The following is a 25945-nucleotide window of genomic DNA, read 5'->3' on the forward strand; positions in this document are numbered from 1 at the left end:
ATGAATAAGCTACTTGTAATAGGATTAACTTTCCTGATCTCCTTCAGGTCGTATGCACAAGAGCAGCCCGAGGAGATAAAATGGTTGTCGTTTGAAGAAGCTATGCTACTAAATGAAAAAGAACCACGACCGATTTTCATTGACATCTACACAGACTGGTGCGGGTGGTGTAAAAAAATGGACGCGACGACTTTCAAAGAAAAAAAGGTAGTGGACTACTTGTCCGGTTTTTATTGTGTAAAACTGGATGCAGAACAAAAAGAGGATATTATTTTCTCAGGGAAAACATACGAGTATATCCCAAAAGGGAAACGTGGATTCCACCAGGTTGCCGCAATGCTTTTGGATGGTAATATGTCCTACCCTAGTTTTGTTTTGTTGGCTCCCAATCTGAAGCGTCTCGAAATACTGAAAGGATACATGGATAGCAGTCAGTTAATCAGCAGGCTAAAAGTTCATAACCAATAGGATATACGACTGATTTTTACTCAGCAAGAAATCTATTAATCCACTAAGGTACAAGTCATTTCGCAACTGTACTTAAAGGGTTTCTATTGCTTTTGTTTTCTTTCCCTAAAAATTTGCAGAAAGCGTGCATCAGAATACGATTTTTCTTGTTAAATTAGTCGCTCGATAAGAAAAAGTTCAATTATTTTTTTATAAAACAAATGAGTGAAATAGCCAAAATAGAGTTAGAAGGTCAAATCCACGAGCTACCTGTTGTTGTAGGTTCTGAAAATGAAAAAGCGATAGATATTTCGGCCCTTCGTGCTAAAACGGGATACATTACCCTTGATTTCGGATACAAAAACACCGGTAGTACCAAAAGTGCCATTACTTACCTTGATGGTGAGAACGGAGTGCTACGATACCGCGGATATCCAATTGAGCAATTAGCTGAAAAAGCTTCATTCCTTGAAGTTGCTTATCTGCTTATTTATGGTGAACTTCCTACAAAAGCACAGTTGGACAACTTCCAAAGCTCTATTACCAAGCATACGCTTGTTCACGAAGACATGAAACAATTCTTCGAAGCGTATCCTGCAAAGGCGCATCCTATGGGAGTTCTTGCTTCTATGGTATGTTCACTTTCAACATTTTACCCTGAATCACTGAATCCGAATCGTTCGGAAGCTGAGTTTGATCTTACTATTCACCGTCTGTTGGCGAAATTACCAACACTTGCGGCATGGTCTTATAAAAATGCAATGCGTCATCCTTTCATGTACCCTAAAAACAATATGGAGTACTGTGAAAACTTCTTGTACATGATGTTTGCGATGCCAACTGAAGAGTATCATATTGATCCGGTTGTTATCAGTGCCTTAAACAAGCTTTTGATTCTTCATGCAGATCATGAGCAAAACTGTTCGGCATCAACTGTGCGTATCGTAGGGTCGTCTCAGGCCAACCTTTATGCTTCTATCTCTGCGGGGATATCTGCACTTTGGGGACCACTTCATGGAGGTGCCAATCAGGCAGTAATTGAAATGCTTGAAAAGATCCACAATGACGGAGGTGATGTTGACAAATGGGTAGCAAAAGCAAAAGATAAAGAAGATCCTTTCCGTTTGATGGGATTCGGACACCGTGTTTACAAAAACTTCGACCCACGTGCAACAATTATTAAAAAGGCATGTGATGACGTTCTTGAAAAACTGGGAATCGTTGATCCTATGTTGGATATTGCTAAAAAACTAGAGAAAGTTGCACTTGAGGACGATTACTTCAAATCACGTAACCTGTATCCAAACGTAGATTTCTATTCTGGAATCATTTACCGTGCACTTGGTATTCCAACAGAAATGTTTACAGTAATGTTTGCATTAGGTCGTCTTCCTGGATGGATTGCTCAGTGGAAAGAAATGATCAGCAACGGAGAACCTATCGGACGACCAAGACAGGTATACGTAGGTGCTACTGAGCGTGATTATGTAGATATCGAAAAAAGATAACAGGAATTAATTTCCTTACTTATTAGTTCAAAGCGCAGATTTTATCTGCGCTTTTTTTATGCTTTATTCTTGCGTAGGGTAGGCTACTCTACTGATAATTATCACCTCATTTCCTGATATTTATCATGTTTTATTCCCCTACGTTGCTGCAACTTTGAAACAGGAAATAACAACAACGTAGTATGGAAACGAAACACATAGAAAAGAGTTTTTGGCACAAGTTAATGCCTGATTTGGAAACCAATCGGTATGGTGTCATCTCAATGGTTCTTTTGGTAGTAGGATGTATGGGAGGTGTGGCAGTAGGATTGGGAGGTATTGATCATACCTGGCAATTAATCGCTATTGTAATCCCTACGATGTTAACCTTAAGTCTTCTGTTGGCTGTTTCCGAAATGAAACATATCATGACAGCAATGTCTGTCGCTGTGATAATAGATGTGTTTATTATCCTAATTAATTTGCTCAGTTAGTAATAGTAATAATTGTTTTTTTAGTTTGATTGTGTTTGTGGAAAGAAGTCAATTCTGACTTCAAAAGCGGGAGAGTAGTTAACTCCCGCTTTTTTATTTTTATCCTTCGCTACTCCATCAACCCACCCTATTTTCTGGAAATTCTTCTTATTGTGTCCCATTATGAAAAATGAAAAACGACTACGGATCCAGAAGTCTACCGGTACAAAAACCATGCACTAACAGAGAACCTACAACGACATCATACTCGTTTTACTTACTTTTTGTAGCCAGAACAAAATATTGGTTGGTAGTATTCGGAAAACGATTATTCGTCTGAATAATAAAGCCTCCCTCTTCTATAAGTTTAACTAACTCGCCGGATCTATACATTTCTATTTTCGGAATGGCTCCCAACTTACAAAAAAGAGATAATAGCCCTTTTAAGAACAGTTTTTCCCCCATACAGGGAGTAACAGACAAGAACACACCTCCAGGTTTAAGCAATTCCTCTAATCGTTGAATTGCTTTTTGGGGATCATCCAGTAAGTGTAAAATGTAAAAACTGAAAATAACATCGTATGAACCGGGCTTCAATCGTTCATCAAAGATTGTAGTGTGCCAGTAATCAATATTCGTACGCTCCGAATTACGTGTTGCATAGTCAATCATTCTGGATGAGAAATCAATAGCATGTATACTTTGTACACTTTCTGAGATTCTCTCAGAAATAAATCCAGTACCACACCCAAAGTCAAGAACATTATCAGTTGTCTTTACGTGTTTTTTGGCCTGCTCAATAAGACGTAATGTATTCTTTCCTCTTTTTATTTCTCTGCTACTGGTATAGCTCCCGGCTGTTCGATCCCAAAATTTTTCAGCTTTACTTCTGTTATCTGCATTTTCACTCTTTCCCACAACGAATGATTTTATGTATTTTTAATTACTCACTCTCCCATACCATTGCCACTTTTCCTTTTGTATGCATTGCTTCAGTATAACGGATGGCCTCTGGTATTTCACCATACGGGTACGTTTTCTCTACACTTGTCCTGACTTTTCCCTCCCGGATCAGATCAGCCAGTGCGGTAAGATCATTTGTAGTTACTTTTGCAGTAAACTGTTTGATCTGAAATTTACTAAAAATATTTCTGATAAGTACAGACATCATATTTCCCATAGTTGTAAAACCAACCATCACGCCTCTCCTCCCCATTCTGGTATAATCATCATGCTTGAGGTTACCATGTGTATCTACAACAAGATCATATTTTCCTGCATGGCTATGGATGTTTTCCTGATCATACGCAATCACATGATCCGCCCCCAGACCTTTTACAAAATCGCTGCTTCCTGAGGAACAAACAGCTGTTATGACAGCTCCGTATGCCTTTGCTATTTGAACCGAAAAATGTCCTACTCCTCCTGAAGCTCCATTAATGAGTATAGATTCTCCCGATTTCAATTTCCCATGTGTAATCAGTGCCTGAAATGCTGTTAGTCCCGCTACAGGAACGCATGCCATTTCTGAAAAATCGCGATTATCCGGCATAACTGAACAAGCATCTGCAGCTACACAAAGATATTCTGCAAATGCTCTTCCTTTCAGACTTTCACCAAAAACCCTGTCCCCGATTTTAAAAGTCGTTACTCCCTCTCCTACTCCTTCTACAACACCAGAGAAATCTACCCCCGGAACTTTTTCTTTTGGTCGAAAAAGACCAAATGCAAAACGGGATAAAAAAGGCTTACCTCTAAGAATATGCCAGTCTGCCGCGTTAGCTGAGTTTGCATATATTTTCACCAGTATATTTCCTTTCTTAACGGACGGTTTATCTACCTCCGTTAATTGCAATACTTCCGGTCCACCGTATGAATTTCTAACAAAAGCTTTCATCTCTATTACTTTACTTCAAGTTTTGTATCAATCGTTCTCCCCGAAAATACAAGTTTCTATAAAAAACAGAGTGATGCTACTGTTATATTTTATTGTTTAGAGATATTGTTAATCTATTCATATCTGATATATTTTTGCGTACTCCCGTCAGAATAAATCTCAATTACCATTCCTTTATAAAACTCATTTACATTCTGTCCTATCAAATTGACTGTTTTTAGCAGTTCTTTCTTTGAAATTCTGTTGTCGACACTAACTATATTGTACATTTGTGTCGTTCCATCAAAATCAACTTGTTTCAAGCGATAATAATTTATTGTTTTTGAAAACGCTCTATCTTCCAGTTCATACTGTAAAATTGATGATGAGTGTCCCGCTGCTTCTACTCTTTTTATTAATTTCCAATCAGCACCATTTAAAGAATGTTCAACCTCAAAGTAGTCACTATTTAGTTCGGTTGCAGTAGCCCAGTAAATCTGGTTCATGTTTTCTTTAGCTTTAGCGCTAAAAGCTATAAGCTCAACAGGTAACGGGCTAAAATAACAACCACTGTGATTTGAGAAATCTTCAGAGGGACCACCTACCGGTGTCCAGCGAAAAATTGTACCTGTCCCGGGACCAGCTGTCACCGTCAGATCTCCCCTATTTGCAGGAGTAACATATACAGGTTTATTGTTAGTATTATTCCTTACATTATTGAAATTCATCGTATTATTTGTTCCGGAAGGCAGTCCTGAAGCTGCACTTGAATTGGCATTCCAAACAGAACCGGTCGTTGTTTTTGTTCTTGCATTAAAATCAGTGGCAGAAGTTCCTCTTAAACCAACCTGGACATCACTGGTAAGAGAACCTGATGAAGAAGTTCTGGGGTTTCCAATCAAATAATGAAATTCAATAACATTTGTTGTTTCGTACAACCGAATCTGGAAATGCAGATAATCATTATTGTGACCGTTTACAACTCTGCGCCAATAATTATGTCCTCTATAGGTTCCATTTAAAGTAGCATCACCGAAATATCTTCCTCCCCATTGGAATACAATAATCCGATTAGGAGCAGTTCCCACTACTCGTATTGATAAGTTACTGGACCCTGTAGTTTGTAATCCCGTTCCAAAAGCACTTATCGAATTATTGATATAGGTTAATGGTGCTTGTCTGGTTGTCGATGAGATAGATGGGTTTCCAAATGCTATCCAACCATTATAATCCATAGAAATATGCGTTCCTGCCGGAAAAATCTGCCCTCCTAAACAAAATGAAAAAGGAGTTGCCATAGATGTTGGAGTTGTTCCACCTGACGGATTATTAGTTCCATTAGCCGTTCCACTCCAACCTCCAAGAGATGAATTACCTAAAATAGCCTGATAAGTACCTGTTGTCTCAGTGAAAGCATAATTGGCTACTTGTAAATAGGGATTCTTAGGAACTAAAAATAATATACTACTAAAAATGATCATTTTTTCCAAAATGAAAAAAACTACAGTTTTCATAAATTATAAAGTTAGATTGTTAGCTAATATGATACAAAATGAATCTCTTTTGTAAAATTAGAAAAGAATAGACAAGAAAAAGATGGGCTGCCCCCTCATTTTCAAGCATTAAGAAATAAAAATCATTTATCCCTGAAGAAAGTATAAACTATTTTACATGTATCAGCTACCCGAAATTAAGGGTGATCCATTATTATATTCAGTAAAACACTCGTATCAATGATTCAAACCGCTTTTAATACAACGGAAAGAAGCCCTACAGATAACCGGACATTCCCGTTCCGGATACTTTCACGTATTTTTACAAATCCCAAAACTTAACCTCCCCCATCAGATCAACGGAAACTAACTGTGATTCATCTTCTGAAAGAGCTACTGCACTTGTTGTTCCCGGATGCTGTAAAAATGTTTCTATAAGTTCCCCGGACAGTTTGTCCCACTTTCTTATTGACTTGTCCAACCCACATGTATAAATATGTTTTTCTGTAAGAACTCCGGAAATAAGATGCAAACTCAATGGAATGTAAATAGTTGTATCCCTGTCTGCTATGTACATCGGCCAATCAGGATGCCGTTTTTGAAAACGAAAATCATCTGTTTCTTTGCTGTAAAATGCAAATTGTTTGTTACTGAACAACAAACAATTTCCCTCATGATCCACATCAATTAGTTTTCCTTTTACACCTTCTATTTCCGTTACTTCATTCATTAGATATTTCCATACATGGATAGAAGAAACCCCATCAAAATACACTGCTCCATCCTCCGAAATAAAACGTGGTAATGCTCCTTTCAATCCCGTTGGTATCATAAGTGTATTGAAGTTGTCTTTCACATTCCAAACGTATGAATTCCCTTTTACATCATACGAACAGAGAATCCCTACCTGTTCGTTATAATATAAATCGTAACTCCAGGCTTCTTTTAACCCGATCTTTCGCAGTGTTTCTCCTGTTTCCCCATCAAGAACCAAAATTTCCGAGTTCAATGTTGCTACAATAATCCTATCTTGTCCGAAATCATACACCATACTATAAACTTCATCTTCAATAGCTGCAATTTGATTTCTTCCCGATCTTCCATTTATGATTTCATAGATCTTACCATCAAAAGTAGAAGCAAGTACTGTATCCAACTCTGCTTTGTAAACAACATCAGTATAAGAAACCGGGTTAATACCTGTTAGTTTACCTGATTTAACAGATACCTGCTGTCTACAGGATGTATAAACCACTAAAAAAATAAAACCAATAACCAGTTTACTATTTTTCATTGTCCTCCTCCCTTATCAGATTTTGTCTCTTTCCATTCTCAGAAACAGTTAACCAGGGTCCCTCGTCGGAAGCTCCAAGATTAATTTCATTTCCATTTTCTCCCCACACTTTCAGAGTCGTAGCCCCTTGAGGTTCTGCGACAAAAAGTGCTTGTTGAGACGTTTTAGAATCCAGTGTAAAAAATACATTTCCATAAGAATCATCCGTTACATAACCGCTCCTCTCTTGCCCTTCATGATCGTATAACATAATTCCGGATACGGATGAATTATCCCCTCTGTAAAAGCGATAACCAAACGACTGCGCAGGAGGGAGTGGTGATCCGATTATGACACGTTCTTTTCCTGATGAATCTGTAACCACTAAGCCCCGTACTTTCAAAATCTGGTCAGAAATATCTAACTCAATTCTATGACTTCTTACAACGTAGATCAATAATCCAATAGTCACAAGTGTATTTGCAGCAACAATTAATTTCAAGAGTACATTCTTCATAATTATATCAACGAAGAATAAAATGGAAATGTTACAACATACGTCTATAGACATTAAACAATGCCGCTCAGCTATCTTCGATTGATTTTATTATTCATTACGAATTAGCTCCAGTGCTTTATTCAGAATCAAATCGTTACCGAATTCAATATAACTTTTATCCTGTACAACAGGTATATCCCGTTTAACACCGACCTGCTGTGTTCCTGTACCATCCGGATAATAGACGCCTAACCCTGAAAATACGGACCGGATACCAAAAGGGAGAGGAATTTCAACTATATTTCCGTCTGCACCTGCCGTTTGTCCGCCTATTACGGTCGTATTAGGATGTTGTTGTAATGCCATAACTGTATACTCAGCCTGACTCATTGTATTGTAATCCACCAGAACATATAATTTACCTTTGTATTCTTTTCGCGTATTTCCTATAGTCTGGCTGGTTGTCCACTTATAAGAACCCGGATAATCAAAATCCATATTTATGAATTTTGCGAATTTCCGCTTTCCTTTAATCAATGCATCAGACAATTTAAGAACCGTCCAGTTGGGATAATTTCGGATATCAATAACAACATGATCTGTTTTGTGTAGTTTTCGTTGAAACTTACGTGTAATTTCGGAAGATTTCAGTCTCCCCATGTGGAGATATGCATATTCTTTTCCTGAAACAGAATCTTTCAAAAAAGCATACGAACTCTTCTCACCATTGCTTTGGGTAGGTTTATACCGGGACTGTAAAGTCTCTCTGTCAATGGTTACTAGCGTATCCGTTATACGTTTCCCATTTCTTTCTACCGTTATCACCATTGTATCCTTGTCAGAAATTCGGAGATAATAGGTTGCCTTTGATAAATAGTAATCATTAGAAGTAGCTACTACCCGACTGATTTCTTCCCATTTTTCATCCAGTGTCTTTCCGTCGATAGCCACCAATCTGTCCATTGGCTGAAGGTTAAAAGGTTGAAGCGTATCCTGCCAGACAAGTTTTACAAACACACCATCACGCACACTTTCACAATAAAACGGAGCAAATTTATAGTGATCCATAGGATTGTTTTCCGTTCGAATAAAACCATGTGCATCCCGTATTTCAGTGGTTAAGCTCCTAACAGCAAAATAGTAGGCATCATAAGTGGAAGCCGAAATAAACTCAGGAATATGTGCTCTGTATACCTCTGTCCAATTAGTAGGAATCAGATCACGATACGGGTAATAATAATTGATAATGTTCCAATACCGTGTAGCAGCCAGATAATTAATCGCAGGATTAGAATTGAACGTCTCATATTTGTTTTCACCCGTAATATCAGGGCTTCCCACAAAAGCTCCTTTGATATATTTGTTCTTAAATGCGGGTTTATTCAAACGTAAATGATGCAACCAGGCTTTGTTATCGGCAGAGATAAGTTCATTTTCAATCCATTCAAAACTCTGGTGAAACAGCATTGAATCATTCACTTCTCTGGGTACAGGTTCGTAATCTTTGCATATCTCCAGTAAACGTGACAAAACAACATTGAATTCCTCTCTATTCTCACAGTTCTTAACTATTTCATAATTATCCAGTATAACCTGATCCCAATCTCTATGCCCCGGTTCGGGATGAAAATACTTAAGAAAACCCCATACCTGTCCATAAACGGTTAATCGTTCTATTACTTCTTCTTCCTGTGCCTGACAGATACAACTTATCGCAAGCAGTATTACCGTTAGTATTCTTTTCAATTACGTTGATTTTTTGACTATAGTACTTAATTTCTATTTTGTTACAAAACCCAGAGAACTTTAATAGAATTTACTCAAATCAGTAAACAAGGTCCACCAATCTACACTTCCTGATTTTTTACCCAAACGAACAATAATTAAATTATTCTTTGGATTGACATAAATAAACTGTCCCAGGATTCCCTGTGCCATAAAATCACCGGTTTGAGTTGGTAACCACCATTGGTATTGATAATACCAGGCACTTCCATTGGTCTTATCTACTTTCGTGGATCGCTCTACCCAGCTCTCCGAGACAATTTGTTTACCATTCCAGTTCCCCTTGTTTAAATACAGTCTGCCGATTTTAGCATAGTCTCTTGCCCGTGCATTGATGCAACAAAACGTTTTTTCCAATCCGTTTTTCTTCCTGTCAAGACTCCAACTTGCCTCATATTCCATTTCCAAAGGTTGCCAGAGTTTTTCTTCCAGGTAGGACGAAACCGTTTGATTCTTAATTGCTCTTTCCAAAATCAAACCTAATAACTGCGTATTTCCACTGATATATTCAAACTTTTGTCCGGGTTCCGCTTTCAATTTCATTTTCCGAACAGCCTTTCGAAGGTTTGTTCCGTAATAAAATGTGGCAACATCTCCGAAGGGATTAAAATATCCCTCGTCAAATTTTACTCCTGATGTCATTTGTAACACATGTTCAATCGTCACTTTTTCAAAACCACTTTCTATTAACTCTGGAATATAATTGGTAATCGGTTCATCTACTGATTTTATATATCCCTCATCAATTGCACAACCAATTAAAATTGAAGTCACCGATTTTGCCATGGAAAAGGAAGGAACAATAGAACTTTCAGAATAGTTGTCCCAATAGTTTTCGTACAGAATAGTATCATTCTGAATCACCATAAAAGCTACTGTTTCATTTTCCTCCAGATAAGACTCAAACGGTAAAACAGCATTATTGACCTCTATTTCTTTTGGTATTTTATTCTCTTCTGTTTTCGAAAAGTAAAAGCTGGTCGTCCCTTTTTCTACTGATCGGGAAGGAAACTTTTTGTAGTCTTTTATATCAGCAAAATTGTAAATAATAAATCGCCCGACTTTACAGGACGAGAAGATGAATACCATTACAACAACTAACCAACTTATGTTCCTCATTTCATGTAATTTGTTATGCAGGCGAGTAAGTTACTATTATTTTTCATTTCGAGCGACTACAAATAAAACAACGGCTCATGGAAAATCCATAAGCCGTTGTTCCGAACAATATTGTTTATTAATTGAAAGCCATGTAAAGCATTCCCAGACTCATCAGGATCATTAATCCGTCTTCTATAATTGTGACCGTACTCATAGGAAGATTGAATACATCTCCCAAACAGGCACATTTAATCGTTTTTTTATTCAAAACGGTTTTCAAAACCCCGATTATACTTACTGACATTACTACAAAAGTGATACTATTGACCAATACAGGATTAAAATTCAGTAAAAAAGCGATTCCCAGAAACAACTCGGTAAACGCGTAAATATATCCCCAAACCGGAAATTTTCGGGCTACAATATCATACATAACGTAACTCTCTTTAAATCCTTTCAGGTTCAACATCTTGAAGAACGAAAAAGTCAGAAAAAAGCCCGCCATAAAATGACGCATCCATCTTGAATAATCAATTTGTTCTGTGCTGAACTCTATCAATGCTGTTACCACCAGAATGTAAAAAAAGATGAGTAAAACGGGTTTATATGTCGCTAACCACGATTTTGTCTGTTCAATAGATTCACGATGATGAATTGCAGAAATCTGATACTTAGCTCCAAGCGTTTTCTGAAGCTCGGACAAAGGGATGTGCTTATCCATCGTTATTGTAGCGGAAGCAGTTTCCTTGGAAACTTCGGTTGCCGTTACATGTTCAACAGCTAATAAAGCCGATTTCACTTTCGCTTCACAACTCCCACAAGTCATTCCGGTAATCTGATACGTATGTGTCATAATTTTATATTTTCTTATGCCACAAAGATCACCTGATAAGTGTCGTTAGCTGTTACACTATTTTGGAATTGATTTGTAAGATTTATAGTTCTTCAAGGGGTTTTCGTTTGATTGTTCCCAACTTCTTAAAATGACTGGGAGTTAACCCTGTAACCTTTTTAAATTGATTACTCAGATAGGAGACACTTGAATAATTCAGCTGAAAAGCAATTTCACTTAACGTCAATTCATCGTAGACCAGTAACTCCTTTACTTTCTCAATTTTTTGCAGGATATAATATTTCTCAATTGTGATCCCTTCAACTTCCGAAAACAAATTACTCAACGCACTGTAATCCTGATGTAACTCATCAGATAAATACTCCGAAAGTGTTCTGTCCAGCTGATTATTTTGATTTTGTACAAGATCTGTAATACGATTTTTTATTTTCTCAATTATCCGTGTTTTTTTATCATCTAACAGATCAAACCCGTATGATTGTAACTCCCGTATCAACTGCTCTTTAATCGATGAGATTTCTTCCTCCATCAATTCAATTTCTCCCAACTCCACCTGTACAGGATGTAATCCTTGCCCTTCAAGTATTGATTTAACAACCATTTTGCAACGGCTGCAGACCATATTTTTAATATAAATTGTCATTATCTGAGTATCCCGCTTCCGGTATTTCAATTTTGTCCTGAACCGAAGGTACTAAATCCCCATTATACTTTGCAACTGCATCGGTTGTATTCCGTATAAAAAAACCACGATCAGAGACTCTCTGACCGTGGTTGACTCAATTACTATCCCTCTTCTATAACGACTGCATATCAACTACAAAACGATACTTCACATCCCCTTTCTCCAAACGCTCAAATGCAGTATTTACATCATTCATTCCGATAAGTTCAATGTCAGCCGTAATAGCATGTTTTGCACAAAAATCCAGTACCTCCTGTGTCTCCGCAATCCCACCTATATTAGAACCTGAAAAGCTTTTACGTCCCTTTACGACATTGAAAGCCCCCACCTCTAGTGGTTGATTGGGTAAGCCAACCAGCACCAATGATCCGTCTACCTTCAATAAATTGAGGTAAACATTTACATCATGTTTGGCAGAAACAGTATCCAAAATCATATCTTGCCGGGGACACATTTTCATCTGCTCAGAGTCGGTTGACAATACAATGTTATCCGCACCTAAACGCTTCGCATCCTCAGCTTTTGAAGTTGAAGTTGTAAAAACGGTAACAGTTGCCGCCATAGCCTTTGCTATTTTGATTGCCATGTGTCCTAAACCTCCAACTCCTATAATTCCGACATTTTTACCCGGTCCTGTTTTCCAGTGTTTCAAAGGTGAGTATACCGTAATACCTGCGCATAAAATGGGAGCTGCCTGCGGCAAAGAAAGTGTATCGGGTACATGCACCACATAATTTTCATCTACCACAATGCTTTCAGAAAAACCTCCGTAGGTCATACCTCCATATTTCTTATCAGGAGAATTGAAAACCACTGTCCATCCTTTTTCACAAAACTGCTCCTCTCCATCATGACAGTGGTTACATTCACGACAACTATCTACAATACAGCCAACACCAGCTAGATCTCCAGTTTTAAAGTGAGTGACTCCCTCTCCGGTTTTTGTTATTCTACCGACAATTTCGTGTCCGGGAACAATCGGATAAGTCGTTCCTCCCCAATCATTGTGTACAGCATGTAAGTCGGAATGACAAATGCCGCAATACAGAATTTCAATTTCAACATCATTCGATGTTACTTCTCGTCTCTGAATGCTCAATTCCTTTAAATTCTCTGTCGCTGCTGTTGCTCCAAAAGCTCTTGCTGTATGTGTTTTCATAGCTGTTAATTTTATTCTCAGGTTCTATTTTCAAAAATAGAGGTAATATACCCTGTTTCCAAAAGTACTGTTGATAAACTCATCTAATTCCGTTTATTGCAGATTATCTCTAAAGAATGTTTCTAATACATCAAATGGAATAATCTCTATCTTATCATATAAGTCTGTGTGGACAGCACCCGGAATAATCATTAACTCCTTAGGTTCATTTGCAGACTTATAAGCATCTTCACTAAAATAACGTGAATGCGCATTTTCTCCCGCGATTACTAGCATTGGTCTTGGTGAAATTTCTTTGATGTATGTCAAAATCGGCATATTCATCAATGAAATAGGCGTTGTAACTGTCCACGAAGCGTTAGAATTGATCGAACGCTCATGATACCCTCTGTCAGTCCTGTAATAATCTGCATACTCTTTGACAAACTGTGGTGCTTCTTCATTTGTCTGTGATAATCCGTTTTCAGGGTATTCAGGTGTTCCATTTTTGGCATCTTCCCAACGCTGTAAACTTAATTGTTCCAGCAGTTCGGCGCGCTGTTCAGGTGTCGTAGAATCAAAATACCCCCTTGCATTTACTCTTGACATATCGTACATACTGGTTGTAGCAACTGCTTTTACACGCTTATCAACAGCTGTAGCATTCAAAGCAAATCCTCCAAACCCACAAATACCGATAATACCGATTTTATTACGATCAATATTTTCTTGTAACCCCAGAAAGTCGATAGCAGCGCTAAAATCTTCCGTATTTATATCCGGGGATGCTACATTGCGTGGCTCCCCTCCGCTTTCACCTGTATAGGATGGATCAAATGCTAATGCTACAAAACCTCGTTCAGCCATTTGGTTTGCATACAAACCCGATGACTGCTCTTTTACTGCTCCAAACGGCCCGCTAATTGCCAATGCCGGTAAATTGTCCCCCACGTTTTTCGGAACATATAAATCCCCTGTGAGTTCAATTCCGTAACGGTTTTTGAATGTTACTTTTTGGCGGATTACCTTATCACTTAACTCGAAAGTATAGTGTTCTTCTGTATTTTTCATTGTTTCTGTATTTTGTATTTGTTCTTCTTGTTTAGCTTCTGCTTTTTGTTGACATACCCCCATTATCAAAAGGGAAAAAGTCAATAGTAATGGCTTCCTTTTCATTAGTATTTTATTTTAGTTTTCCGATACTTTCGGTATAATCCTTACTGTAGCCTCTTTAGCCCTGTCACTTATCATTGATGACAAATAGGGACTATGATTATATTTAGCTTTGTAAGCTTCATCTATTTTCACATTCAGTGCTTCATCATTCTCTACTGCTTCAAAAGTTACCTCCCTTACGTTTCCAGCTGCATGTATACAACCTCCCTTCTGCTGAATAGCTGATTGGTACCAGCGTCCCTTCTTTCCGTTATAGGCCCGAACGTATAAATTATTATCAACCACTACCTCCCAAATCCAGGTTGGTGTTCCATAGGTTTTTCCGTCCTCTCGAAAAGGTGAAATCTTTAAATCATCAGCTTTATTGATGCTTTGCAGTTCTTCTGTTGTGAATTTTGTGCTCATCTTCTTTTATTTGATTTTCGCCAAAACTGCTCTCGCAATATCAGCTTGGTTTTTACCGATGTGCTTTTCAATCAAATCGAATATTTCGGTTAATTGATTTTTGGTAATGCCCGTATTCATTCCCATTCCGATATGTGCCTGTAATTGTGGTGCAACTCCGTCCATACTTGCCAATGCGGCAATGGTAACCATTTCTCTTTGCTGATACGTCAAAACATCACTATCAAAAATATCAGCAAACAGATGTTCTTTCAGAAAAGCATCAATACGTGGGCTAAATTCCCCAAAACCAGATGCAGGTTTGGCTTGCGGTATTCCAGTCAATGCTTCTAGCACTTTTCTCCCCTGCTCATATTTGTCTGTTGTATCCTTTTCAAGTATGATTTCTTTTCCCAGACTGTCTGTTATCCCCTTTGAAGCCCTTTCTTCCAACACGACCTGAAATGTACCCAGCGCATTTAAACTTCTTGGAAAACCACAATAAGCATAAAGCTGTACCATTATTTCTTTGATTTCGTTAATGGTAACTCCTGCATCTAATGCTGTGTTTAATTCTACTTTCAGATGTTCTAAATCACCCGTTGTCGTCAATGCGGAAATGGTCACAATTCCCTGTTGCTGTTCAGTTAGTGTAGTGTACATTTGTGCGCTCATACTATTTATATTCAGGGTTATTATAAAAAGAAATACCTCTTTCAACAATTTAAACTTCATAATACCTGATGTATTCATTTCACAGCTCCGGCATACTCCTCATCAGAGACAGGCTCTAACCATGTATTTTTATTAATCTTCGGATTACACTCTATTCCAATGTGCGAAAACCAACTGTCCGGTGCAGCTCCATGCCAATGTTCTATATCAGGTCCGATTTCAATAATATCTCCCGGCTCCATACGCACTGCATTTTTGCCCCGTTCCTGATAATAACCTACTCCTCCAACCGCAATGAGAATCTGACCACCGGAGTGACTGTGCCAGTTATTCCTACACCCCGGTTCAAAGGTCACATTAAACATAGGTACATTCAGATCTTTGTTACTGGTTAATAAAGCAAGCCATGATCGCCCAGAGAAATACCGGGCATAATCTGTATTTTCTTTTCCTACAGGAAAATCACTTATTTTTGGGACTGCTGCTTCCATATTGTTTTGGTTTTTATTGTTGTTACACGACATAAGGACAGTTACTACCCCTATAAAAAGAACTGTCTCTATCCTTCTAAAAAAAGTACTCATATCCACTGTTTTTTTATTCATTTACGTCGATGGTTTTTATAATTTTAGCGGGAATTCCTCCCACAATCACATTATCCGGGACATCTTTTGAAACCACAGCACCTGCAGCTACAATCGCATTCTCTCCGATAGTAACACCTTGTAAAATTGTTGCATTAGCTCCGATCCAGACATTCTTTTTAATATGGATAGGTTTTGGTACAAGCGCATGCCTTTCCTCTGGTGAAACAGGGTGTCCTTCCGATAACAGACTGACCTTAGGTGCTATCAATACATTATCTTCAATGATAATACCTCCTAATCCCAGAAAAACACAATCAAAATTGATAAATACATTTTTCCCAATTTTAGTATGTTTCCCATAGTTAATATACAAAGGCGTGAAAACAGCTACACTTTCATCAATATCAGAACTTGTTATTTGACTCAGTAAGCTTCTAATCTCCTCCGGGTCAGAAGAATTATTCATCTGTATAAGTAGCTTCTTTGTAACATACGAAGCTTCTCTTAATTCACCTCGATCACTATCATCAGACGAAATAACCTCTCCGTTTCGCAATCTGTCAAAAATATCCGGTCTACTCATCTCTGTATTCTTTACAACAAAGATCAGGAGCTTTTAACAGGTGTAGTTAACGATTTTCAAACGAATAATTAAGAAATTCAAACTTTTCATCCCCGAACAGCGGAAGGACTGACTCCGGTTTGTTTTTTGAAGAAATTTGTAAAATAGGTCGGATACTCAAATCCTAAAGCATAAGCAATTTCCGAGACATTCCAATCCGTATGTTGCAAAATAGCTTTAGCTTCACTGGTAATTCTTTCAGAAATATGCATCGTGGTAGTTTTCCCCGTAACTTCTTTTACTGCACGATTAAGATAATTAACGTGTACGGAAAGGTGCCCTGCATAATCTTTGGCCGTTTTTAACTGAAGGGGACGATCAGGGTTTTCAATGGGGAATTGTCTTTCCAATAATTCCATAAAAACATTGGTCAACCGTTCTGACCCACTTTTATCCTGGTTGTAGTTTTCAGATGGTTTCAGTTTTAATGACTCGTGCAAAATCAGGTCAATATAATTACGAATCAGATCATCTTTATGTTCATAATCAGATTTTTGCTCCTCAATCATTTTTTGAAAAATACTATTCAGAAACAACCGTTGCTCTTCCGATATTTCCAAAATAGGTGTACCTCCCATTTTAAATAAAGGTGAGCGTTGCAGATTTTCAGAATGTTTTCCCGAAGTATAAAAATCTTCCGAAAACAATATTGTATAACCAACGTATTGTGTAGAAAGTGTCTCCCAGGAATAAGGAATATTTGGATTTCCGAAAAACAAAATAGTACCTTCTGCATCAAAACTTCTGTCAGCGTAATGAATACGGCTTTTGCCAGTTGTTAAACAAATTTTGTAAAAGTCTTTTCTGCTATATGCTTTCGTAGCATTATCGTCTTCCTCAATTTGAAAGACATTAAATCCTTTTAACTTCAGTTCACTATTATATTCAGACAATACACGCATAACATCCACAAAGATATGAAATTCAAACTTTGACTATACTAACTCTGTTATTCGGTAAGTACACCTTTGCCCTCCTGTTACAATGTGCTGAATCCTTTCGACAGTATAATCATTCCCCAAAAGTTGTCTGAAATTAGTCAACTCTGTCCTACAAAACCCCTGACACTCTGTTGCCGCTGCACAAATCGGGCAATGATTTTCTATTAAAAAATAAGCACCGTTTTCTTTTTTCCATTCGGCCATATACCCCTCATCCGAACGTATCTTACACAGTCTGTTCAACTTACTTTCCAGTGTCTTTGTCTTACCAATCTCTTTTTCATACCGTTGGTACACTTGTTTTTCCCGATCGCTAATCAATAAATCAAGGGCATTTTCTCCCAATAGTTTTTTTACTGACTGCAAGAGTTCCACAGTAACCTGCGCATGTGAATCCGGAAATTTAGACAGCCCTTTATCGGTTAGTTTATAATAGATTGACGGACGCCCTACTCCTTCGCTTTTTGCAACGGTCTCAACCCAACCTTCAGAAGCAAGTTGTAACAAATGTTTTCTGGCTCCTTCTTTAGTTATGTTAAGTTCACTTGCTATCTCTTTCGAATCAGCTTCTCCCCGCATTTTTAAATGCATCAAAATAATATCTGACGGCTTTTTCTTCATTTAGCAACAATAAGTTGTTTTATATCATCACATACAAAGATACAAAATTCTATAAACAGTATAAAAATCAATAATAGGTATGTATTTAAAAATATCACAAATCAAATCACAAAAAAAATAAACCAATAAAAAAGTTGTTTTATTAAATCTCTCCTTCTACCTTTGTAATCGATTTAAAAACATTTCTTATGAGCAAATTTCAATTACCGGCTCTTCCATACGCTTACGAAGCTTTAGAGCCACATTTCGATAAAGAAACTATGACTATTCATCATCAACGTCATCACCAGGCGTATGTTGATAATCTGAACAAAGCCGTTGCAGGTAGTGATGCCGAAAACGAAACACTGGAAAACATCCTACGCTCTGTCAGTAAGTACAGCCCTGCCATCCGAAATAACGGAGGAGGACATTACAATCACTCTTTATTCTGGGAAACACTTTCTCCTACTCCCCGGACACAACCCGAAGGACAACTTGCCGAAGCGATAAAAAACACATTCGGAAGTCTTGATGAACTAAAAGCACAGATTAAACAAGCCGGACTGGGACAATTTGGTTCAGGTTGGGCATGGTTATTTGTAAAGTACAACGGTAGTTTGGGAGTAGCAGCTACTGCCAACCAGGATAATCCGCTGATGGATACAAATGTAACCAATCAGGGGTATCCAATATTGGGAGTAGATGTTTGGGAGCATGCTTATTACCTTAAATACCAGAATAAACGTGCTGACTATCTGGATGCTTTTTGGTCTGTTTTAGACTGGAGCGTAATCGAAAAAAAATACGCTGAAATCATCACTAAACTGCAATAATGTTCATAGATAAGGAGTAAGGGGAATACGACCTCTTACTCTTTTTTGTTTTAAGATGTTAATATGGCCAAAGAATTACCCGTAGAAGGAGGAATTAAAAGTAATATCATTACGATTGACCTACTGGATTACAGACCTAAAGCAAAGAGTCTTTTTTTTGACCTCAAAGAAGGGCTTTTTATGGAAATGATCCTGAAAGAAAAAGAATTCCGACACTTTCTCTCAGAAATTAACTGGGAACAATTCAGAGATCAGGCTGTAGCAATTGGTTGTAGCAGCGAGGCTATTATTCCTTTTTGGGCCTATATGTCCGTAGCAGATAAGTTGAGCGGAATAGCCTCAATTATCAATTACTCAACTCCTGAAGCTCTGGATGAATATGTTTGGAAGAAAAACATTGAACAAACTGATTTTTCTTTTCTTCAGGGTGAAAAAGTAGTCGTCCGGCAAAGTATACATGTTCCCCCTTCTTTGTATATTGCAATCACCCAACAATTAAAACCATTTGTAACGACACTTATGTACGGCGAAGCCGGGCTTCCCAAAGTAATCTCAAAAAATAAAACTAGAAGTTAGAAGTAATGAAAGTATTGATCTTTAGCGGAGCTCCTGAAAGAATGGAAAATTCAACCTCCGAACGTATTTCGAATCATCTGAAGGAAAAACTAACCGGAATGGGTATCGACTCAACTGTATTTAAAATCACAGATGCAGGTATTCCTTTATTCGATACAGCACACAAAAATACTCCCAGATCCGTGATACTTATGAACCATCTTTTCCGGGATGCTGATGTGCATATCTGGTTAACTCCCCTCTATCACGGAAGTATGACTGGTGTTATGAAAAATGCACTGGACTGGCTTGAATACAGTTCTCAGCTTCCTCAACCCTATCTAACCGGAAAAGTAGTCGGACTCGTTTGTTGGGCGGATGGTGTCCAGGCAATGCAGGGGATCAATGCGATGGATTCTGTCGCTAAAGCACTCCGTGCGTGGACAGCTCCATTAAGTGTGCCCATCCAACGAAGTGAGTTATTTGACACTAACGGAGCTGTGTGCCAAAAATATGACGATCGATTCACTGTATTACTCCGGTTACTTACCCAGAAAAACAGTTGAAAAAAATGAATTTTCCCGTCTCTTTACCTTCACTTATTCCCTATCTTTATCTCTTTAAAACTGAGAAATGGGATATTTTGAGGAACAACGAATAGAGGGGTTGAATGAGTTGGAGACGGGAGAATACGAATTATGTGAATTCGTAAATTGTGACCTGTCAGAAAGCAACTTATCAGGTTTAAAATTTACGGATTGTGAATTCATAGAATGCAACCTGAGTGTTGCCCATGTATCTGGTACTGCGTTTAGAAATTGTTCATTTCAAAGCTCTAAGCTTCTCGGAATCCGTTTTGAGGACTGTAACCCTCTTGGGATTAGCCTCTCTTTCCATAATTGTATTATGGATCACACCTCTTTTTACAACCTGAAACTAAAAGCCACCACTTTTGCTAATTGTCGACTCACCGAAGTTGATTTTACCAATACTGACCTGTCCGGTTCTTCATTTGAAAACAGTGATCTGAGTGGAACTGTGTTCGATCGTACCAATCTCCAAAAAACAGATTTCAGAACAGCTTTTAATTACCGAATTGATCCGGAAATAAATTCACTAAAGAAAGCGCAATTTTCTCTCCAGGGACTCACTGGTTTACTGTACAAATATGATTTGAAAATAGAAAAATAGACCTACACCTCCACTTGTTTCCATCTGCCCTTTCTAAACATCCAAAGAGCGACCAAAGCATGTAGCGAATGACAAAAGGCTATCGTGATGAAAATTCCCAGCATCTGCATTTCTAAAAATAACGCCAGAAAGAAAGCCAAAGGAATTTCGATCAGCAGAAACACAAATATATTAATAAACATAGGGGTACGTGTATCTCCTGCACCATTAAAAGCCTGAATCATCACCATACCTACAGCAAAGAAAACATACCCCAAAACAATCACACGTAAACCTGTACTTATCGTGTCTATTACTGCCGGAGATTCAATAAACCAACCAGCTATTGTATTTCCAAAAACCAGGTAAATAACCGTAACCAAAAACAAAAAGATCACATTATACCGTACTGTTAACCATACGGAAAGTGAAGCTCTTTTTACCTTTTTTGCCCCGAGGTTTTGTCCGACAAGCGTAGAAGCGGCGGCACTTAGTCCCCATGCAGGCATCAAACTAAACATAATGATCCGGAAAGTTATGGTAAGCCCTGCCACAGCATCATCTCCAAAACTACTCGACATGCGGATCAGAACAATCCATGCTACAGAATCAATTAAGAACTGCCCCATTCCACTAACAGATATAGAAAGAATCCTTCGAATAACAGACCATTTAACAACAATATGTTCTCTCAAAATTACCAAATGATGTTTTCCATTTAGCAAGTGATACAACTGATAGATTACTCCTATGCTCCTTCCGATTGTCGTTGCCCAGGCCGCTCCTTCAAGTCCCATTCCGCCCCAGTTCCCAATCCCGAAGATCAGGATCGGGTCCAGAACAATATTAATACCGTTCGAAATCCAGAGCGCACGCATAGCAAGGTGTGGTTGTCCTGCCCCACGAAAGGCTCCATTTATAAGGAATAGAAGCATAATCGCCATATTCCCTGCAAAAATGACTCTTGTGTAAGGCACACCTATAGCCAGAACTTCTTCACTTGCCCCCATTATTTGGAGAATTTCCTCTGCAAAGACAAAACCTCCTATCGCTATAACAAGAGAAAAAATAGCCCCCAAACCAACTAATTGAAATGCTGTTGCTCCTGCCTCACCATATCGTTTCTCTCCGAATCGTCTGGCGACCATAGCAGTTGCTGCCATACTCATTCCTACTCCAATTGAATAGACGATCATAAGAATCGCCTCTGTTAGTCCCACAGTGGCAGCAGCTTGTTCACCGAGTTTTCCAACGAAGAAAATATCAACCACGGCAAAAGCTGATTCCATCATCATCTCAAGGATCATGGGAACAGACAGCACAAAAATAGCCGTCTTTAAATTTACTTTTGTGAAATCCTGCTCTTTACCAAGAATAGCGTCTTTAAATAACTTCCAGCGGTTCATATATTTTCAAAAAAGGAGTACAAAAATAGGGCTTTACAGATGAGTGGCAATCATCCAGAGGTGAATAATACGGTTAAGATGGTCTTTTTTCTTCCGGATTTCTTCCATATCTGAAAATTCAATCATGGCACGATCATTCGTAATCCATTTCAATACTGCCTCTTCGTCCCGTATTAATCGCTGTTCAGGAAGGGTTCTTTTTTGTGACCCTCTGTGAAAAATAAGTCGTACGGTTTTCTTTTTCGGAGGAAAGTTAAATGTAATCCGATCCTCTTTCTCCCCTAACGATTTACTATAATAACTCGGAGCATTCCACTTTATATGTTCAACGAGTTCTTCTCCTGCTGAAAGAATACTACTCCGAAGTTCGTTAATTTCTCTTTCCAGCGGATGATTCAGTTTAGCTATAAATTCTGTTACTTCCTTATTCATACTTACTCTTTTCCTCCAAGTACTTCTTCTATCCTGAATTTTACCATACGCTCAATTAATTTGAAAGGAATCGGTTTATTCAAAGGAAACTGTACAGATCCTTTTCCCCGTTTGTACACAGCCAACTCTTTTTCAAACTCTTCATGTCCTGAAGGAGTCGCGTAAAACCCAATATGGTTTTTATACCCCGCAAAATAAACAAGGGGTTTTCCTTTTAATTTATAGGCTGGCATGCCATACGAAATACTCTCATTTATATCGTGACGCCCCGAAACGATACTTGTTCGGATTTTCTGTAAGATGATCTGAACCTCTTCCGGAAAACCTACTATATACTCATCAACACTCGCTGCAATTTCTTTCATAGCCATTCATCTCTTTTACAATTTTAAAGGTAACTGATCTTATACCCTAAATTACGAACAACCTGAAGAATAACTTCAGATTCAAAATTTACTCCCTCTACACGTAGCACATGATCACAATCTTCAAGATCAAAACTTACAATTGTACCCGGAAATAATTTCACCAATGAATCAATGAGTTTATCAGCGATAATACGATCCAGGACATTAGTACTGAACACTTCTATTTTTACCTCTTCGGTTTCTTGTGATAAATTATTCATTGCTTATTCAGGCATTCAGAAGTTCTTCCAGATTCATTTTTTTCATTTTTAGAAACGCTGCTACAACTCTGTCTGACTTTTCAGGATCGGTCATTAATTTGCCTAATACCTCCGGTACTACCTGCCATGAAATCCCAAAAGGATCGGTTAACCATCCGCACATATCTTCTTTTCCTCCACCCTGTAGTAAGCCATTCCAATACCGATCAATTTCATTCTGATCTTTACAGGTGATGACCAGTGAATTACCCGGAGTAAAATTGAAAGAATGAGCCAGTGTACTACTCATTATATTTAACAAGGTTCCGTCACAACTAATCTGTGCAAATAAAAGTGTTTGCTGCGGTACACCAGCCCCTTCTGGATAGTTAGACTCAACCAGAAACCGGGTATCAAAAACAGTTCTGTAGTGTTCCAATGCTTCTCTTACACGTAACGTGTTTTTATTTGCAAAGAGTAAACTCGGGACAATTTTCTGCCCGGAATTGATCGTATCCTTATCCAACTGCCAGTTCACGCCATACCTGTCCTGAACCCAGGCATATCTGTCTGACCAGTCATATTTCCCCGGTGGAATAAGAACTTCCCCGCCTTCTTTCAATTCTGAAAACAAACTATCTACTTCCGATTCATTTCCACAGTATACATATAAGGAAATGGACGGATTCACCTCATATTTTTCACCTCCGTTTAAAGCAAGTAACCGAAATCCTTGCAACGAAAAATCGATCATGACCGGTGAAGTATTTATAACAGTTGCATCATTAAAAACAGAACAGTAAAAATCAACTGCATCCGATGCATTATTGGTAAACCAGAAACAAGGTGTTATAAACTGCTTCATTATATCTCAATTTTGTTCTTCAACATACTTCTTAAACGTGTCCAAAATAGCCTGCCAACCTGCCTGTTGCATTTCCAATGTATTCTGGTTCTCAGCTTCAAAAATTTCTGTTATCACCACATTCCCTTTTTCAACTTCAAACCGAACAGATACTTCTCTACCATCGTCCAGTATGTAAGCAATATATACCTGTGGTTCTACTGCCGTGTAAACACCACCAAAATCAAAACTGGCACTTCCATCCCTCGCTGCCATTGTGTATGAGAATTTTCCATTACTACACAGATCATTTTCAGCTTTCGGACAATGCCAATCCCTGGATGCGGCATTCCAATTGACAATATGTTTTGCATCGGTCCAGCACTCCCAAACCTTTTCGATATCAGCCGCAACAACAGTTCGTATCTCAATCTTTGTCTTTTCCATTTACTCTCTCATATCAAAATTAAACATCCATTGCACACCAAATTTATCAGTACAGCTGCCGTAGTAAGCCTGCCAAAATGTTTCCGACAATTCGTGCTCAATAACTCCTCCTTCAGACAACTCTCTGAATAACCGTTCTGTTTCTTCTTTCGAATCCGGCTGTAGATTAATATACACATTATTTCCCTGCGTACAATTAAATCCCATTGACTCCGGAGCATCGCTTCCCATCAACGTAAAGACCCCTCCCATAATAGGAAAAGAGATATGCATTACAAGATCAGCTACTTCTTCCGGAACTGATGGCATTTCATCAGACGGAGGGATTTCTGAAAATCGATAAATTCCACCATCAAACTCACCTCCGAAAACACTTTTATAAAAAGTAAAAGCTTCTTCTGTTTCTCCCGAAAAATTCAAATACACACTTACCGATGCCATAATTATTATTTTTAGTTTACTTAAAATCAACCTACTGCAAACTAACGAAATTAATTACAGACCAAAAACATGTAAAAACGACATATTCTGGGGGATTTGCGACAAAAAATATATTTTTGAAAAATGAAGCACGTTTCCATACTCATTCCGTATCATGTCAATCTTGCCGGACTGGAAAATCCACGTCAGGGATTAACTGAAACTAATGAATACCTTAAATCCATCGGACAACAACCTTTCTTTACTGTAGAATTAGTTGGTCTGGAGAAAGAAATTCACACGAGTAATGGTCTTTACGCTGTACGGACAGATAAATTAATCTCAGAAATACAACAAACAGATTTAATCATTATTCCACCGGTATCACAGAATATTCAGGAAGCAATTACACAGAATCAGGATTTCTACCCCTGGATAGCAAAGCAACATGCTCAGGGAAGTCAGGTAATGAGTTTATGTCTCGGAGCTTTTCTTCTGGCCTGTACTGGACTTCTGGATGGAAAAAAATGTGTTACACACTGGCGCGCTGCAGATCAGTTCAGGCAATTATTTCCTCAGATTGATCTCGTTTCGGATAAACTTATGACTGATGAAGAAGGTATTTATACAGGAGGAGGAGCATTCTCTTCTGCCAACCTGATTCTTTATATCATTGAAAAAATGGTAAATCGCGAAGCAGCAATCTATTGTTCCAAGATTTTTCAAATTGACGCAGGGCGTACTTCACAATCTCCCTTCATTATTTTCAAAGCTCAAAAAAGTCACAACGACAACGAAATAAAAAAAGCGCAGGACTTTATTGAAAAAAACTTTAGCGAAACCTTGTCTGTAGAGGAATTAAGTGATTTTGCAGGGCTAGGAAAACGTACTTTTGAAAGACGCTTTAAGAAAGCTACTGCAAATACGGTAAGAGAGTACATTCAACGCATTAAAATTGAGGCGGCAAAAAAATCTTTTGAATCTGGTTTCAGACAAGTTAATGAAGTAATGTTTGAAGTGGGTTACAATGATCCTAAAGCCTTCCGTGATGTATTCAGAAAAGTAACCGGATTAACACCTACTGACTATCGGCAACGGTTTATGAAATAAGATAAATTTCACGATTATTGGCC

At 38.2% G+C, this 25945-nt stretch carries 33 protein-coding genes; 8 read left to right on the plus strand and 25 right to left on the minus strand.

The window, feature by feature from the left end; genetic code table 11:
- From ABDZ97_RS10515 to ABDZ97_RS10525, 3 genes are all read left to right on the plus strand, one after another.
- Window positions 1-468 carry a thioredoxin family protein gene (locus tag ABDZ97_RS10515; protein WP_343787350.1) on the plus strand — a complete coding sequence of 156 codons (468 nt, stop codon included), beginning with the start codon at window positions 1-3 and terminating at the stop codon, window positions 466-468.
- 200 nt (window positions 469-668) lie between these two features.
- Window positions 669-1955 (plus strand): citrate synthase, encoded by a 1287-nt coding sequence (locus ABDZ97_RS10520; RefSeq protein ID WP_343787352.1) that lies wholly within the window; start codon window positions 669-671, stop codon window positions 1953-1955.
- Between the two features lie 182 nt (window positions 1956-2137).
- Entirely contained in the window at window positions 2138-2428 is a 291-nt protein-coding gene (locus tag ABDZ97_RS10525; RefSeq protein WP_343787354.1) for a hypothetical protein, read from the plus strand.
- 20 nt (window positions 2429-2448) lie between these two features.
- Here ABDZ97_RS10525 and ABDZ97_RS10530 read toward each other — a convergent pair whose 3' ends face one another.
- The 18 genes from ABDZ97_RS10530 to ABDZ97_RS10615 form a co-directional block, all read right to left on the minus strand.
- Entirely contained in the window at window positions 2449-2589 is a 141-nt protein-coding gene (locus tag ABDZ97_RS10530) for a hypothetical protein (protein ID WP_343787356.1), read from the minus strand.
- 91 nt (window positions 2590-2680) lie between these two features.
- Window positions 2681-3325: a class I SAM-dependent methyltransferase gene (locus ABDZ97_RS10535; protein WP_343787358.1), complete on the minus strand. Its 645-nt coding sequence runs from the start codon at window positions 3323-3325 to the stop codon at window positions 2681-2683.
- A 25-nt stretch (window positions 3326-3350) separates the two neighbouring features.
- Window positions 3351-4304, minus strand: coding sequence for an NAD(P)-dependent alcohol dehydrogenase (locus ABDZ97_RS10540; RefSeq protein WP_343787361.1), 954 nt, complete (start codon window positions 4302-4304; stop codon window positions 3351-3353).
- A 113-nt stretch (window positions 4305-4417) separates the two neighbouring features.
- Window positions 4418-5797, minus strand: a complete 1380-nt coding sequence (locus ABDZ97_RS10545) for a hypothetical protein (RefSeq protein WP_343787363.1) — start codon at window positions 5795-5797, stop codon at window positions 4418-4420.
- Window positions 5798-6098: 301 nt separating this feature from the next.
- Window positions 6099-7070 carry a WD40 repeat domain-containing protein gene (locus ABDZ97_RS10550; protein WP_343787365.1) on the minus strand — a complete coding sequence of 324 codons (972 nt, stop codon included), beginning with the start codon at window positions 7068-7070 and terminating at the stop codon, window positions 6099-6101.
- The gene (locus tag ABDZ97_RS10555) at window positions 7060-7566 is read right to left on the minus strand and encodes a hypothetical protein (RefSeq protein ID WP_343787368.1); all 507 of its coding nucleotides are present in this window, start codon (window positions 7564-7566) and stop codon (window positions 7060-7062) included. Before ABDZ97_RS10555 ends, ABDZ97_RS10550 begins: the two co-directional genes overlap by 11 nt.
- A gap of 90 nt (window positions 7567-7656) precedes the next feature.
- Entirely contained in the window at window positions 7657-9294 is a 1638-nt protein-coding gene (locus ABDZ97_RS10560) for a S41 family peptidase (RefSeq protein WP_343787370.1), read from the minus strand.
- Window positions 9295-9354: 60 nt separating this feature from the next.
- A complete protein-coding gene (locus ABDZ97_RS10565) occupies window positions 9355-10452 on the minus strand; it encodes a serine hydrolase domain-containing protein (protein ID WP_343787372.1) in 1098 nt (365 codons plus the stop codon).
- A gap of 118 nt (window positions 10453-10570) precedes the next feature.
- Entirely contained in the window at window positions 10571-11287 is a 717-nt protein-coding gene (locus tag ABDZ97_RS10570; protein WP_343787374.1) for a heavy-metal-associated domain-containing protein, read from the minus strand.
- A gap of 82 nt (window positions 11288-11369) precedes the next feature.
- Complete coding sequence (locus ABDZ97_RS10575) at window positions 11370-11930, minus strand: helix-turn-helix domain-containing protein (RefSeq protein WP_425542653.1); 561 nt, start codon at window positions 11928-11930, stop codon at window positions 11370-11372.
- Between the two features lie 154 nt (window positions 11931-12084).
- Window positions 12085-13131 (minus strand): NAD(P)-dependent alcohol dehydrogenase, encoded by a 1047-nt coding sequence (locus ABDZ97_RS10580; protein WP_343787376.1) that lies wholly within the window; start codon window positions 13129-13131, stop codon window positions 12085-12087.
- A 93-nt stretch (window positions 13132-13224) separates the two neighbouring features.
- Window positions 13225-14286, minus strand: coding sequence for an alpha/beta hydrolase (locus ABDZ97_RS10585; protein ID WP_425542654.1), 1062 nt, complete (start codon window positions 14284-14286; stop codon window positions 13225-13227).
- Between the two features lie 12 nt (window positions 14287-14298).
- A complete protein-coding gene (locus tag ABDZ97_RS10590; protein WP_343787378.1) occupies window positions 14299-14691 on the minus strand; it encodes a DUF2255 family protein in 393 nt (130 codons plus the stop codon).
- Between the two features lie 6 nt (window positions 14692-14697).
- Window positions 14698-15345 carry a carboxymuconolactone decarboxylase family protein gene (locus tag ABDZ97_RS10595; protein WP_343787379.1) on the minus strand — a complete coding sequence of 216 codons (648 nt, stop codon included), beginning with the start codon at window positions 15343-15345 and terminating at the stop codon, window positions 14698-14700.
- Between the two features lie 74 nt (window positions 15346-15419).
- On the minus strand, window positions 15420-15836 hold the full coding sequence (locus tag ABDZ97_RS10600; protein ID WP_343787381.1) for a cupin domain-containing protein: 417 nt from the start codon (window positions 15834-15836) through the stop codon (window positions 15420-15422).
- Window positions 15837-15942: 106 nt separating this feature from the next.
- Window positions 15943-16515: a sugar O-acetyltransferase gene (locus ABDZ97_RS10605; protein ID WP_343787383.1), complete on the minus strand. Its 573-nt coding sequence runs from the start codon at window positions 16513-16515 to the stop codon at window positions 15943-15945.
- 86 nt (window positions 16516-16601) lie between these two features.
- The gene (locus tag ABDZ97_RS10610) at window positions 16602-17456 is read right to left on the minus strand and encodes a helix-turn-helix domain-containing protein (protein ID WP_343787385.1); all 855 of its coding nucleotides are present in this window, start codon (window positions 17454-17456) and stop codon (window positions 16602-16604) included.
- 33 nt (window positions 17457-17489) lie between these two features.
- Window positions 17490-18116: a helix-turn-helix transcriptional regulator gene (locus tag ABDZ97_RS10615; protein WP_343787387.1), complete on the minus strand. Its 627-nt coding sequence runs from the start codon at window positions 18114-18116 to the stop codon at window positions 17490-17492.
- A 188-nt stretch (window positions 18117-18304) separates the two neighbouring features.
- On the opposite strand from ABDZ97_RS10615, the gene ABDZ97_RS10620 reads away from it, so the two are divergent.
- The 4 genes from ABDZ97_RS10620 to ABDZ97_RS10635 all read left to right on the plus strand — a co-directional run bounded on the left by ABDZ97_RS10620 (window position 18305) and on the right by ABDZ97_RS10635 (window position 20677).
- Complete coding sequence (locus tag ABDZ97_RS10620) at window positions 18305-18931, plus strand: superoxide dismutase (protein ID WP_343787390.1); 627 nt, start codon at window positions 18305-18307, stop codon at window positions 18929-18931.
- 63 nt (window positions 18932-18994) lie between these two features.
- Window positions 18995-19507 carry a DUF2480 family protein gene (locus tag ABDZ97_RS10625; protein WP_343787394.1) on the plus strand — a complete coding sequence of 171 codons (513 nt, stop codon included), beginning with the start codon at window positions 18995-18997 and terminating at the stop codon, window positions 19505-19507.
- Between the two features lie 5 nt (window positions 19508-19512).
- Window positions 19513-20052, plus strand: coding sequence for an NADPH-dependent FMN reductase (locus tag ABDZ97_RS10630; RefSeq protein WP_343787396.1), 540 nt, complete (start codon window positions 19513-19515; stop codon window positions 20050-20052).
- Window positions 20053-20119: 67 nt separating this feature from the next.
- Window positions 20120-20677, plus strand: coding sequence for a pentapeptide repeat-containing protein (locus ABDZ97_RS10635; RefSeq protein WP_343787399.1), 558 nt, complete (start codon window positions 20120-20122; stop codon window positions 20675-20677).
- A 2-nt stretch (window positions 20678-20679) separates the two neighbouring features.
- On the opposite strand, the gene ABDZ97_RS10640 is transcribed toward ABDZ97_RS10635, so the two are convergent.
- Genes ABDZ97_RS10640 through ABDZ97_RS10670 form a run of 7 tightly spaced genes read right to left on the minus strand, consistent with a single transcriptional unit; the run spans window position 20680 to window position 24833 of the window.
- Window positions 20680-22062: an MATE family efflux transporter gene (locus ABDZ97_RS10640; RefSeq protein WP_343787401.1), complete on the minus strand. Its 1383-nt coding sequence runs from the start codon at window positions 22060-22062 to the stop codon at window positions 20680-20682.
- Window positions 22063-22095: 33 nt separating this feature from the next.
- Complete coding sequence (locus tag ABDZ97_RS10645) at window positions 22096-22494, minus strand: DUF1801 domain-containing protein (protein ID WP_343787403.1); 399 nt, start codon at window positions 22492-22494, stop codon at window positions 22096-22098.
- Window positions 22495-22496: 2 nt separating this feature from the next.
- Complete coding sequence (locus ABDZ97_RS10650) at window positions 22497-22859, minus strand: iron chaperone (protein WP_343787405.1); 363 nt, start codon at window positions 22857-22859, stop codon at window positions 22497-22499.
- Between the two features lie 23 nt (window positions 22860-22882).
- A complete protein-coding gene (locus ABDZ97_RS10655) occupies window positions 22883-23122 on the minus strand; it encodes a hypothetical protein (protein WP_343787408.1) in 240 nt (79 codons plus the stop codon).
- A gap of 7 nt (window positions 23123-23129) precedes the next feature.
- The gene (locus ABDZ97_RS10660; protein ID WP_343787410.1) at window positions 23130-23966 is read right to left on the minus strand and encodes a VOC family protein; all 837 of its coding nucleotides are present in this window, start codon (window positions 23964-23966) and stop codon (window positions 23130-23132) included.
- 6 nt (window positions 23967-23972) lie between these two features.
- Window positions 23973-24392: an SRPBCC domain-containing protein gene (locus tag ABDZ97_RS10665; RefSeq protein WP_343787412.1), complete on the minus strand. Its 420-nt coding sequence runs from the start codon at window positions 24390-24392 to the stop codon at window positions 23973-23975.
- The gene (locus tag ABDZ97_RS10670) at window positions 24393-24833 is read right to left on the minus strand and encodes a VOC family protein (RefSeq protein WP_343787414.1); all 441 of its coding nucleotides are present in this window, start codon (window positions 24831-24833) and stop codon (window positions 24393-24395) included.
- A 123-nt stretch (window positions 24834-24956) separates the two neighbouring features.
- On the opposite strand from ABDZ97_RS10670, the gene ABDZ97_RS10675 reads away from it, so the two are divergent.
- On the plus strand, window positions 24957-25922 hold the full coding sequence (locus ABDZ97_RS10675) for a GlxA family transcriptional regulator (RefSeq protein WP_343787416.1): 966 nt from the start codon (window positions 24957-24959) through the stop codon (window positions 25920-25922).
- Window positions 25923-25945 lie beyond the last annotated feature (23 nt).

The organism is Wandonia haliotis, assembly GCF_039523435.1.
In the GTDB taxonomy this organism is placed as follows: Bacteria; Bacteroidota; Bacteroidia; order Flavobacteriales_D; family Crocinitomicaceae; genus Wandonia; species Wandonia haliotis.